This is a genomic window from Bacillus sp. FSL K6-0069 (assembly GCF_038007785.1).
GTDB lineage: Bacteria > Bacillota > Bacilli > Bacillales > Bacillaceae_G > Bacillus_A > Bacillus_A mobilis.
Map to the genome: position 1 here is coordinate 169,157 of NZ_JBBOXN010000002.1, position 11,930 is coordinate 181,086.

Consider the following 11,930-nt stretch of genomic DNA (forward strand, 5'->3'; position numbering starts at 1 on the left):
GTGTGCCTTTTTTCATAGAAAGGGGAATTTTGAGTGGATAAAAAGAAAAAGCAGCGTGTGAGACGAGTGATTTTTATTGGAGTAATCGCAATGATAGTATCAATATATGTTGGAAATGAATTTCAAGATCGAAATGGGACAAGTTATGCTCCTGCAAAGTATTTTGAAACAGGAACAAAATTGATTTCGTTTTAATAATAATGTCTTTTTTATCAACTATCGCGGATAAATCTGCATGACATGTACAATAGTTGATGTTATAATAAGTGTAGAAGTATTATAACAATAGTTTTTGCATAAACTAAAGAAGACGAGATGCTCCAACATCTCGCCTTATGTAACTGTTACCGCAAGGTGGCTAGTTGCTAAAAAGTTTATTTTTTCTTAGAACCGCCCTTCACACGCTTGCAGGCATTTGAACCGCACCCAATTTGTTAGACAAATAACTAACAATTGGAGGTGCGGTTTTATTATGTCTAGAAAATATAAATTCGAATTAAAAAGAAATGCCGTTGAACATTATTTAAATACAAATGATTCTTTTAAAGTGACTGCCAAAAAATATCAAGTCAGTATATCGTTATTAAAAGAGTGGGTGGCACGTACTAGAGAACAAGGAATAGAGTCCTTAAACTCTAAATGTACAAGGTATGACATTCAGTTTAAAATGGAAGTATTGAATTTTATGAACAATACAGGAGCTTCGCCCCTACAAGCGGCCGCTATGTTCAACGTTCCATCTCCTCGTACCGTTAGGAAGTGGCGATCAATGCTAGAATCACAGGGGATAGATGCTCTTCGTAAAACAAGTAAGGGGTACTCCACTGTGAAGAAGAAACAGGCTATTGCACCTAAGAAAAAACAAAATATTAACTCTCAAAATGATTTACAAAAAGAAATTGAATACTTACGCATGGAAAATGCTTATTTAAAAAAGTTACACGCCTTAATTCAACAAAAACAACAATCTCTGAAAAAGACAAAGCACACATAATATATGAGTTAAGGCATGAATATAAAATTATCGACTTGATTAAAGCGGCTGAAATGGCTCGTAGTACATATTATTACTGGGTGAAACAAATGAGTCGTGAAGATAAATATAACGAGGTTAAAGAAAGTATTAAGCAGATTTTTCAGGAACACCAAGGGCGATATGGCTATAGGCGTATCACACTTGAATTACGTAATCAGGGCTATACCATTAACCACAAAACCGTCCTTCGCTTAATGAATCAATTAGGGTTAAAATCGTTGGTAAGAATCACTAAATACCGCTCTTATCGCGGGAAGGTTGGGAAGGTAGCGCCAAATGTCTTGAAGCGTGATTTCAAGGCCTCTAAGCCTAATGAAAAGTGGGTTACAGATGTTACTGAAGTTCATTTGTTTGGTGAAAAACTCTACCTATCTCCTATTCTAGACTTGTTTAATGGTGAGATTATTTCCTATAATATTGAGAAACGCCCTACATTCCTTCTAGTCGAAAGGATGTTAGATAAGGCTTTAAAATGCTTGGATAAAGAAGATACTCCTATCCTTCATTCAGATCAAGGTTGGCACTATCAAATGGATAGATATCAATATATTTTAAGAGAAAATAATATAACTCAAAGTATGTCCCGTAAGGGAAATTGCTTAGATAATGCAGTCATTGAAAATTTCTTTGGCTTATTAAAATCTGAATTACTTTATCTTAAAGATTTTGAAAGTATGGAACACTTTAGGGAAGAACTAGAGAATTATATTTATTATTACAATAATAAAAGGATTAAGGCAAAATTAAAAGGATTGCCTCCTGTAAAATACAGAATTCAATCCTTATTAGCTGCTTAAATATATGTCTAACTTTTCGGGTCCAGTTCACATTGTGGGTGGTTCTTTTCGTTTTTCGTCGCTTTTTTTGTGCTTTCTTCCAAGACGTTGATAGGTATTTACCTACTCGTTTTGCAAAAAACACAGCGACTTCTCTAGCAATTACTTTTAAAATTTCAATTGCTATTATGAAAAGTATTTCCATGCGATCACCTCCTTTCTCCATAAAATGAAAGAGAAAGGATAGCAACCAACCACCCTGAAATATTCAGTTACGTTATATTAATTATACCATATTTACGGGTGGGTTAATAGCTTAAAAACCTTGATATGACAATGTTTTTAAGGGTTTTTGAGTTTTGGAATCAGAGATTTGAAATGGTAAAAATAATATTTTTTTTAGAAATGATTGACATATAACTCTATATATCATAATATTGAAATTGTAATATTAAAGAAACCAAATCCAACATTTTCATATAGACTTTAGATTAGCTAAAAGGACACACCTAAGGCGCATTATGCCATAGGTGTGTCCTTTTTTTGCGTTTAAAGGCTACATAAGGAGGAATACAAACATTGAAGCCATCTAAGTTTCAAAAGAAGCAGATTGTTGCGGTAGGTCTAGCTGCTGCAACAGTAGCGGGTATCTATGGATACAATCATTTCGCAGTAGAAAATGCTGTAAAACCAACAAAGATTGTTGTAGCCGCAAAGGATATACCTGCACATACAGAAATTAAAGAAGACATGCTAGTGGAACGAACTTTACCTGGTGATGCGATTCCCCCAAATGCATTACGTGTAAATAAAAAAGAGGTTGTAGGTAAGTGGACAAATGATGGGCAACCCATTACAGAAAATAGCTATCTCTTTAAAAACAAAGTAGTAAAGAAAGAGGAGTTACCGGACTCTGCTATTTTAAATTTGAAAGATGGAGAAGTTGCTTTCCCGTTACTCGTTGATTTAGAAACAAGTTCAGGGAATAGTATTATCCCAAACACGTATGTGGACTTGTATTTCAAACAAGTTGTGAAAGAAGGAGACAATGAGAAGGTTGTCTTTGGTGGTCTGTTCCAACGTGTACGTGTGACGGCTGCAAAAGATAGCAATACAGAAGATGCATTTGTGCTAGAAAAGAAAGAATCAAAAGAGGAACAAGAAGGAAAACAAAAGCCTAAAGTAACGCGATTATACACACTGGCTGTTTCCCCTGAACAACTTCAATACTTAAATCGTGCAAAAACACTTGGAGATGTCATTCCTGTTGCAGTTGGACAAAAGGTGGAGCAAACAGGGAAAGAATTAGAACCAGCTGAAGGATTCTCACAAATATCTGATCAAAAGAACATTTTAGACTATGTAGAGAAGCATTCGACTAATCCAATTTCTAAAAATGTAAAAGAGTATGTAGCACAGTATCTGAATGAATCTAAGTAAGAAAGGGGTTATTAAGATGGAGCGGCAAGCAAGAATCATTGCCTTTTATGCAACAAACGAAAATGTAGGGAAAAGCACATTAAGTATTGCGATGGCAAATGAATTAGCTCATTTAGGGAAAAAGGTGCTTTATGTTGAAGCAGACCAAGTAAGACCTAGCTTTGCGGTTGGAACTGGTCTTAGCCACGATAGTAAAAACATCTTAGAACTTGTAAGAAAAGAAAATGAATACAATCTCTCGCAATATATTTGTACCAAGCAAGATTTATTAGAGAGAAAAATGAATCCAAGGTTGATGCAAAAATTGCACGATAAGATGGATTTTCTAGTGTTTCCATCAGGTTATAACTTAGCTCAATTCCCAGAGATTCAAAACAAAGAACTGTTTGTAACGACATTTATAGAATCACTTGTAGATACAGAATACGATTCTATCATTCTATCAGTACCAACTGAATTATCTGAGGTTCTGAGTTATCCAATCCTATACCAATCAGACCTTGTAATTCATGTGTTAAACGGCAACCCTCGTGGTGCAATAGCAATTAAAAGAGAATTACAACTACTAGAAGAAGCAAAGCTAACATTGCCTCGTATGATTCATGTTTTAAATATGGCAGATGAGGATTATGTAGAAGATATTGAAAAGCTATCTTCCCAAAAAATTGCGGTGACAATTCCGTATGACAGGGATCGTACGAGTTATGAATGGGGGATGCAGTTTGGTTCCCCGCAAATTAATACAAAGGTCCATCACATTATGGAAGCAGCTGGTCTTGATATTCCAACCCAGCATACATCCTCTATGAAAAAGGGTCTCTTTGGTTTACGAAATTAAAAGGGAGGCAGTAGTATGTGGGGCTATTTACAGGGAAAACAAGTCGCCTTAAAGCGAAATCGAGTTGATTTATATCATTTTGGTTATATGATTCGTTCCAAATCAGCTCGAAAGTTAGGAACAACTACAGCTCAACAAATTAAAGATATCACGGATGAAATTCGTGCATTTTTAGTAAAAGACCATCGTGATATTTTAAGCGAATCTTTTATGAATAAAGAAAAGAGAGCAGCTGTAGAACAAATCATTAAAAGTTTTCTATTAAGTAATCAAGTCGTCATTTCAGATGTACCTTCTGAACAATTATTAAATATGGTATGTGATGATATTGTGGGATTTGGAATTATAGAACCTTTAAAAGAAGATCAGGATGTAACCGATATTTATATCAATGGTACAAAAGAAATTATTTACGAAAAAATTGGAGAGGGAGAGTTAACATTCCCTTACCGATTTGAGACGGAAGAAGAGGTAAAGGCTTTAGCCTATAAGATGGTAAATAGTACGTCAGAGTCATTAAATACAGCAAAACCATATGTGGACTGCGTGTTTCCCTATATCCGTATCAATATTGCTTTAGATGAACTTGGGGGACTCGGGACAACAATAACGATTCGTAAGAATGCAGATCATCTTCGTGCTTCTGAAGAGCGAATGTTATCTACTAATCAAGCGTCAAAAGAGATGTTGGACTTTTTGGCTGCAGCCGTGAAAGCCAAAATGAATATTCTAGTCGCTGGAGCAACAGGGACAGGGAAATCAGAGTTTATGAAATTTCTTGCTTCTCATATTCCGAAAGGAAAGAAAAAAGAACGTACTCTTGTAGTAGAAGATAACCCTGAATTATATTTGCATCGAATTTTTCCAGAACATCACTTTGTTCCGATGCAATGTAGGGCATCGGAAGTAGAAGAAAATGCAATTGATTTTGATAGATTGTTAACGAATGCACTACGTCAAGGACCAAAGCGATTAATTGTAGGGGAATCGAGGGGTAAAGAAGCATTAAAAATGATTAACTTTTTCCAAACAGGCCACCCTGGCTTTACCTCTGTCCATGCAAGAAGTGCCATAGAAGCAGTCAGACGTTTAATGCTCATGTGTCTGCAAAGTGGTGCGAATATTGATGCCCAGTATTTATATGAATTAATTTCACAGACATTCGATGTGATTGTCTTTTTAGAAAAGAAAGATGATGGGAATCGTTATATTACAGAGATGATTGAATTATTAGATTATCGAGGTGATATACAGTTTAATGAACTTTCTCAGTTTATCCCGACATACCAGGAACAGGATGAGATAAATGAAAGCATAGGAAAAATTCATGGACAGCACATTATTACAGGGAAAATGTCAGCTAAAATGGAGAAAAAATTCCGTTCTGCTACTTCTGTAAATCCAGCTCTTTATGCACCGTTCCTATCACAACAGGAGGTGCAGTATGCATAGTTTGTTCGCCTATGGATGTATATTATTAATCTTTATTAGTGTAGTATTACTTGTTTTACTTTTTGCAAAATCTAAAGGTTCTGCACTTTCCCAATTTGTACAAGAAAATGAGAAAGAAGAAAGGCGCTTGGAATTAAGGAATATTAAAGGCATACGAATGTATCTTCCACAATCTGTTATCCAAGAAGCCCAAAAGTACGAGTGGAAATTGACGAAAAGCATGTACTGGGTATATACGATTCTTTCGGGAATGAGTATAGCAGCAATATTCTACTTCTCCTTTGGAAGAGATCCTTTTACACTGATTTCTGCTTTATGTGGATTTTTAGTTCCGAAATTTCTTCTCTATCGAAGAAAAAAACGTTACTACTTAGTTGTCATTGACCGTCTTTCTATTTATATGAAGGCAGTAGCGAATGCGCTTCAAATTAGTAATAACGCTAAACGCGTGTTAGTACAAGTAAAGCCAATGATGCATGAGAGCATTCAAGAAGAAATAGAAAAAGTTTCTCTTTTATTAGAAGGTGGAACTACAATGCACCGTGCATTTAAAGGATTCAATGAAACTTTTAATTTTAGAGAATTGGTTTTCTTCCATGAAATGTTGGAAGTGTGTAGTCGAGAAGGCGGATCGAATTCAGTACAAGTCTTATTAGATATTGCAGAAGATTTCGAAAAACAAAAGTTATATTTGGCAAGATTACGTTCTAGTTTGTCACAAGCACAACGTGCGTTTGTACAGAATTGCTTAATCGTGATTGCCATGCCGATTGTGATTATGTTGATGTCAAAAGAAGCATATGGATTTGTAGCAGGCTCTATGATGGGGAAAATTGCATTAGCGGTAAATATGTTCATTGTATTTTTCTTAGCGACCCGTGTAGAAAAGATTGCAAATTATAATCCAACAGAAAGAGGGGAATAAATTGGCTACGATTCTAGCTTTAGTGGTATTCGTTGTCATGTACTGGGTATTCTCTACCTTTCTACAAAGTAAAAAAGACAGCGGTAGCCTACTTACAAACTATGTAGAAAATGCAAAACGAATTGAAAAAAAGAATTTAAATCAAATGATGCTCGCTCCCTTCCAGTCGCTATCACATAAGTATCTGACAGAAGAAAAGAAAGAGCTGATCCAGAAAAAATTAGAAGAAGCTGGTTTGGATACGAAACCAGAAGAATATTTGAAAATGAAGGTAGCATATCCCATCATTTTCACCTCTGTTTTCTTGATATGTACAGTGTTTCACGATTACTACTTATTTAAAGTGGGCGTTTTGATTTCACCACTGCTTTATTTCTATCCAGATTATCTATTAAAGATAAGAATCAAGCAGGCGATAGAAGCAAGGAAGTTCGAATTACCGGAGTATTTAATTCCTATGCTGCAGTTGTTAAAAACACATACAACATTAGAAGCAGTAAAAAAGGCGCAGATATATGCTGGAAGACATCTTCGACCGTATGTATCTACACTTACAGCGGAATTAGAAATGTATGCGGGTTCGGATCAACCATTTAGAAACTTTGCAGCTGCCTTAAATAGTCCAGAGGTAAATACCTTTACAATTGCATTGCAACAAGCACAAAAAACGGACAAGGTACAGAGTCTACGTATTATGGATGCACAGATTAAAATGATGCGTGAGTTAAAACATGAGAACTATAATCGTCTCATTCAAAATAAGCCAATGGAAATGAATAAATTTAACGTTGCGCTTATTGGATGTATGCTTACTTCTCCGATGGTCATTCTTATTCAATCCTTAATGCAAGGATTTGCAAGTATATAGAAAAACATTATTCAAAATGGAATAGGTAAAGGAGCAAAATATATGCTAACGAAAATGAAGAATTGGGTAAAAAATGAAGACTCACAATTATCATCAGAAAATGGTATGTTAATCGCCTTGGCGGTAATTATTGTGCTAGTAATTGGACCATTTGTATGGAAAGCAATCCAAGGCGGCTATGATACAATTCTAGCTCGATTCACAAAAGCATCAAGCAATGCAGATGTGAATACTTGGAACAAGTAATAAAAGTTTTAGGTTCATGATGTTTATTATGTATATAGTTCAAATAAATGAATAAGGGAGATTCAATCATGTTAGCAAAAATGAAAAATTGGTTAAAAAATGAGGATTCACAACTATCATCAGAAAACGGTATGTTAATTGCCTTGGCGGTCATTATCGTATTAGTAATTGGGCCGTTTGTATGGAAAGCAATCCAAGGTGGTTATGATACGATCCTGGCACGATTCACAAAAGCATCAAGCAATGCAGACGTAAATTCTTGGAATAAGTAATAAAAGATTTAAATAATTAAGTTCTTATTTTAGTAAATTCTTAAAATCGATATATAAAGGAGACGAAATGTAATGTTAGCAAAAATGAAGAATTGGTTAAAAAATGAGGATTCACAACTATCATCAGAAAACGGTATGTTAATTGCTTTAGCGGTCATTATTGTATTAGTAATTGGGCCATTTGTATGGAAAGCAATCCAAGGCGGTTATGATACAATTCTAGCTCGATTCACAAAAGCATCAAGCAATGCGGATGTAGATTCTTGGAACAAAAAATAAATTTTAATTGAAAATAAGAGGGGGCGTGTTTTATATAGCTCCCTCCTTTTAAAATATAAGGAGGTACTATGATGAAATTCAGTAAAGTAATGATTCCTACATTAGCAACATTAGCCCTTGGCATGTCATTAATTAGTACACCTGCAAGTGCAGCAACAACAGCTGATACAAAACTAAATCAAAGTATAACAGGTGGGGAACATAATATTGCTGTTACACCAGTTAGTAACTTTAACGCGGTAACACTAAGTGGAGAAACGCAAGTGACACATGCAAATCCTGGTGTGCTAACAGTGACAGATGCAACTGGTTCAGGGAATGGTTGGAGAATCAATGTGAAAGCAGATCAATTTAAAGTGAGTGGAGATGCAAAGTCAAATCGGACACTTCCAAAGGGTTCCTTAGTTTTGAATAGTGGTGGTGCTGCTATAACGAAAGTAGGAGGGACAAGTTCACCCAATCCAGAGTTTAAAACGACTAACTTTATTATAGATACTGATAATCAAGTTACGATTTTAAGTGCGAAAAAAGATGAAGGTATGGGGAAATATAATGTTAGTTTCAATGATAAGTCTCTAGCTTTAACGTTAAATCCACATAGTACGTATGTTGAGAATAAGGCTGGTGCTACCTCATATGAGTCAAAACTGACATATTCTATTGTAACAGGACCTTAAAAGAAATTTATTATATAGAAGGGAATCACGTATGTATGATTCTCTTCTGTACATAGAAAGAAGGGGCAGAATGAAAAGCTATGTATATAAAATTTTAATTAGTATTTTGGTTGTGATTATATTCATTTTAAGTATAAGCTTAAAACCTTTTAAAGTAGTTTATGCAGAAGAAAAACAAGATAGTTTACCATTTGATGTAAGCATTCATGTCCCGGATAATCAACTAGGCGATATAAAAAATTATTTTAATTTACAGGTGAAAAAGAAACAGAATCAAACAGTAAAAATGGATGTACACAATAAAGCTAATACTCCAATCAAAGTCAATGTAAAAGTTGCTAACGCTCTCACCTCTACAAATGGAGGTATTATGTATGTACCAAATCGTGAAGTCTCACAAAGTATATTAACAGATACAGATTTCTATATGGATCAGTATGTACAAGCTCCTGACGCTGTTAACTTAGAGGGGAATCAAACGAAAACTATAGAGGTACATTTAACGACACCAAATCAAGATGGAGTGTTTTTAGGAGGATTATTATTTGAGTTAGCCCACGATACTAAAGCACAGAAGCTTGAAAAGGACGGATTGAACTTTTCTGTACATAATCGCATTGAATATGCGGTAGCAATACAATTGAATAATGAAGAGACTGAAAATTCAGTTAGTAAAGAACATCTTAAACTAAATGGCACAACTGTAGAATCTTATCCAACACAACCACAAGTCCATGCACTTATTCAAAATACAAATGCAAATATTGTAAGGGATGTAGCAGTTTACTATGAAGTTTTATCACAGGATAACGTTCTATTTCATGGTAATATTCCAGCGTTCAATGTAGCGCCAAAATCTAAGGTAGGATTAGCAATCCCATGGAAAGCGAAAGAATACAAAGATGGAAAGTATACACTAAAAGTCACTATAAAAGAGAATGGTATACCAAAAATATTTACAGAACAGATACGCATAACTGCTTCTAATGTAACAGAGTATGCGGAACAAACAGGTGCAATAAAAGTGTTGCCTGGATATTCTAATCAAATATATATAATAGCCGCTGGTGTTTTTATATTAATTATTTCAATGTTTGTATTTGTATGGTGGAGAAAAAAACATGCAAGTCAGAAGGAGCAAAATAAGGCAGCTTAGATAGCGTAAAAATGGAATGGGGGAGGAAACAGTGAAATGGGGGAAGATTCTTACTTCGATCATACTTTTAGGTGTATCGTGCGTAATTAGTGATTCAAAAGATAACTCTGTATTAGCTGATCAAATAGTAAAACAGCAAAGTGGTATTCCAACACTCACTGCAAGTGGAAAAGAAAATGAAGTGAAGCTAGAATGGGCGATTGATATCTTAGAGCAGGACGTCTTATGGAAAATTGATTTTAATAACCCCAAAGACGTTAATTTGATGAGTGGTTGGGGAGAGTTTTACGGAAACGGGAATCAAAGTTTACAATCTGAAGTCTTTTATCCAAATGGTACAGATACTAGTGGATACAAAGTATTTGATACAAAATCGGGAGGGAATCGTGTCTTATATCCTTATACAGTAAGAGAGAGTTCCATTGCTGTTTTTAAGCGATTAAACGTACCTAATAATGCTTATATTTCAGCAACGTTTAAAGCAAAGTCACAAGGATTAGGAAGAATTAGTTTCTATGGTGATGGAGGCTGGGAAACAGGGAGAGAATTTGACTATTATAATGCTACTGTTTTGAAAGATGTTCCAGGCGGTTCAAAAGAAATAGAAATTAGTAATATCTCTTTGTTTCCAGAGAAGGAACCGGGTACCAACATACCAAGGGATAGAAGACATATAACTTCGGATATAAACAAAGATGTGTATCAAGATTCCCCTATGATTGAAAAGGTAATACCGTATCAGGATGGTTCTGGAAAGGGAAAGATAATATTAAATAGTCCTATTGTGACCCCGATGAAACAAGGTGATCGCCTAAAAACAAGAAAATGGGCAGCACCTATCCAATTACCAAATAATCGTACGATCACAAAGAATGATTCTAATAAAGATATAAATGGATGGTCTACGTTTAGTATGAATACTCAAGTTGCAAATAATCCGTTTTATATTACCGAGCAACGAGGTGTAACTTTTTATATGCTTGCTTATTCAGAAGGGATTACCTATGTGGATGAGTTAAAAGTGGGATATGCATCGGAAGCGGAAGTATACAGGGGAAATCAGCAAATATATAAGGGTAGACTCTCTGACTATGTAGATAAAGAAGCAAAAGATCAGGCAGTGCCAACAACACCTGAAAGCTTCCAATTTGAAAATAGAGAACTGAAAGAAACTAAAGTAACGTTTGCCCCTGCTAAAGATGAAGGGAGTACCTATCATTATAAAATTCGTGGAGTTGGCAGGAATGGCGTTTCGGATTTTTCTAAGGAAGTTCCTGCAACTGTAACAAGTGGTGTAAAGGGATATGAATATGTAGTGAATGATAAATCCGACACTTCACTTGATAAAGTGGGTGGTGTTCAGTTTACAAATCAGACTAGCATTCAGTTTCCAACTGATTATGCGAAACCACAATATGTACATATCCGTACAGTAGATAAAGCTGGGAATAAAAGTACGACGAAGCATATATCTACAACACAAAAAGGACGAGTAGACATGCTTACTGTTCCTAAAAGTGTAGAGTTTACTCCTATTCAACTAAATGGAGAAAAGCAAAATTCATTTGGTACATTAGGGAAACTCATGATACATGATAGTCGAAATCAAGCGGATGGATGGAGATTGAATATGACAATTTCTCCATTTACAGAGCCGAATATTGCAAAACAATTGCCAAAGGGTTCTTTATCCTTAAAAAATCAGGTAAGTATAACTAAAGTAAAAGGTCCAGAGACAGGGAAACCTATCATACAAATTCCAAGTACACCTATTGATACTGGGGCGGCACACACTATTATACGGGCTTCAAAAGATGTAGCAATTGGAGAATATCAAGTCGATTTTGGACAAAATGGATTACAACTGCAGTTAGATCCAGGGACAACTTATGTAGGGAAGAATCGGCAAGCTACTTATACTTCTACGGTCACCTGGTCTCTAGTGAGTGGACCGTAATAATTCAT

The 11,930-nt window shown here is 35.3% G+C and carries 13 protein-coding genes; all 13 read left to right on the forward strand.

What is annotated here, in order from left to right; genetic code table 11:
- The first annotated feature begins 33 nt into the window (after window positions 1–33).
- The gene (locus MHB74_RS28020; RefSeq protein WP_000358423.1) at window positions 34–195 is read left to right on the forward strand and encodes a hypothetical protein; all 162 of its coding nucleotides are present in this window, start codon (window positions 34–36) and stop codon (window positions 193–195) included.
- Window positions 196–472: 277 nt separating this feature from the next.
- Window positions 473–1,833 (forward strand): IS3-like element ISBce15 family transposase gene (locus MHB74_RS28025; protein ID WP_085963576.1). Its coding sequence is split into 2 segments (ribosomal slippage): window positions 473–929 and window positions 929–1,833, totalling 1,362 coding nucleotides; the frame shifts between segments, so codons are not numbered across the junction.
- 558 nt (window positions 1,834–2,391) lie between these two features.
- Window positions 2,392–3,252: a Flp pilus assembly protein CpaB gene (cpaB, locus tag MHB74_RS28030; protein WP_000804792.1), complete on the forward strand. Its 861-nt coding sequence runs from the start codon at window positions 2,392–2,394 to the stop codon at window positions 3,250–3,252.
- Between the two features lie 16 nt (window positions 3,253–3,268).
- Window positions 3,269–4,090: an AAA family ATPase gene (locus MHB74_RS28035; protein ID WP_000441033.1), complete on the forward strand. Its 822-nt coding sequence runs from the start codon at window positions 3,269–3,271 to the stop codon at window positions 4,088–4,090.
- A 15-nt stretch (window positions 4,091–4,105) separates the two neighbouring features.
- The gene (locus MHB74_RS28040; RefSeq protein WP_061680257.1) at window positions 4,106–5,542 is read left to right on the forward strand and encodes a CpaF family protein; all 1,437 of its coding nucleotides are present in this window, start codon (window positions 4,106–4,108) and stop codon (window positions 5,540–5,542) included.
- A complete protein-coding gene (locus MHB74_RS28045) occupies window positions 5,535–6,467 on the forward strand; it encodes a hypothetical protein (protein ID WP_000555803.1) in 933 nt (310 codons plus the stop codon). The genes MHB74_RS28040 and MHB74_RS28045 overlap by 8 nt, the downstream gene beginning before the upstream one ends.
- Window position 6,468: 1 nt before the next feature.
- The gene (locus tag MHB74_RS28050; protein WP_000201160.1) at window positions 6,469–7,335 is read left to right on the forward strand and encodes a hypothetical protein; all 867 of its coding nucleotides are present in this window, start codon (window positions 6,469–6,471) and stop codon (window positions 7,333–7,335) included.
- 42 nt (window positions 7,336–7,377) lie between these two features.
- Window positions 7,378–7,581, forward strand: coding sequence for a hypothetical protein (locus MHB74_RS28055; RefSeq protein ID WP_000956364.1), 204 nt, complete (start codon window positions 7,378–7,380; stop codon window positions 7,579–7,581).
- Window positions 7,582–7,649: 68 nt separating this feature from the next.
- Window positions 7,650–7,853 carry a hypothetical protein gene (locus MHB74_RS28060; RefSeq protein WP_000879955.1) on the forward strand — a complete coding sequence of 68 codons (204 nt, stop codon included), beginning with the start codon at window positions 7,650–7,652 and terminating at the stop codon, window positions 7,851–7,853.
- A gap of 72 nt (window positions 7,854–7,925) precedes the next feature.
- Window positions 7,926–8,132, forward strand: a complete 207-nt coding sequence (locus MHB74_RS28065; protein ID WP_000879954.1) for a hypothetical protein — start codon at window positions 7,926–7,928, stop codon at window positions 8,130–8,132.
- A 71-nt stretch (window positions 8,133–8,203) separates the two neighbouring features.
- Window positions 8,204–8,809, forward strand: coding sequence for a WxL domain-containing protein (locus tag MHB74_RS28070; protein WP_000672678.1), 606 nt, complete (start codon window positions 8,204–8,206; stop codon window positions 8,807–8,809).
- A 70-nt stretch (window positions 8,810–8,879) separates the two neighbouring features.
- The gene (locus MHB74_RS28075) at window positions 8,880–9,965 is read left to right on the forward strand and encodes a DUF916 domain-containing protein (RefSeq protein WP_000844610.1); all 1,086 of its coding nucleotides are present in this window, start codon (window positions 8,880–8,882) and stop codon (window positions 9,963–9,965) included.
- Between the two features lie 31 nt (window positions 9,966–9,996).
- Window positions 9,997–11,922 (forward strand): WxL domain-containing protein, encoded by a 1,926-nt coding sequence (locus tag MHB74_RS28080; RefSeq protein WP_000871008.1) that lies wholly within the window; start codon window positions 9,997–9,999, stop codon window positions 11,920–11,922.
- Window positions 11,923–11,930: the final 8 nt, after the last annotated feature.

Excerpts from the sequence above, each read along its gene's own strand:
- MHB74_RS28035 (WP_000441033.1), top strand. The coding sequence starts at position 3,269 with ATGGAGCGGCAAGCAAGAATCATTGCCTTTTATGCAACAAACGAAAAT.
- MHB74_RS28040 (WP_061680257.1), top strand. The coding sequence starts at position 4,106 with ATGTGGGGCTATTTACAGGGAAAACAAGTCGCCTTAAAGCGAAATCGA.
- MHB74_RS28045 (WP_000555803.1), top strand. The coding sequence starts at position 5,535 with ATGCATAGTTTGTTCGCCTATGGATGTATATTATTAATCTTTATTAGT.
- MHB74_RS28055 (WP_000956364.1), top strand. The coding sequence starts at position 7,378 with ATGCTAACGAAAATGAAGAATTGGGTAAAAAATGAAGACTCACAATTA.
- MHB74_RS28060 (WP_000879955.1), top strand. The coding sequence starts at position 7,650 with ATGTTAGCAAAAATGAAAAATTGGTTAAAAAATGAGGATTCACAACTA.
- MHB74_RS28065 (WP_000879954.1), top strand. The coding sequence starts at position 7,926 with ATGTTAGCAAAAATGAAGAATTGGTTAAAAAATGAGGATTCACAACTA.
- MHB74_RS28070 (WP_000672678.1), top strand. The coding sequence starts at position 8,204 with ATGAAATTCAGTAAAGTAATGATTCCTACATTAGCAACATTAGCCCTT.
- MHB74_RS28075 (WP_000844610.1), top strand. The coding sequence starts at position 8,880 with ATGAAAAGCTATGTATATAAAATTTTAATTAGTATTTTGGTTGTGATT.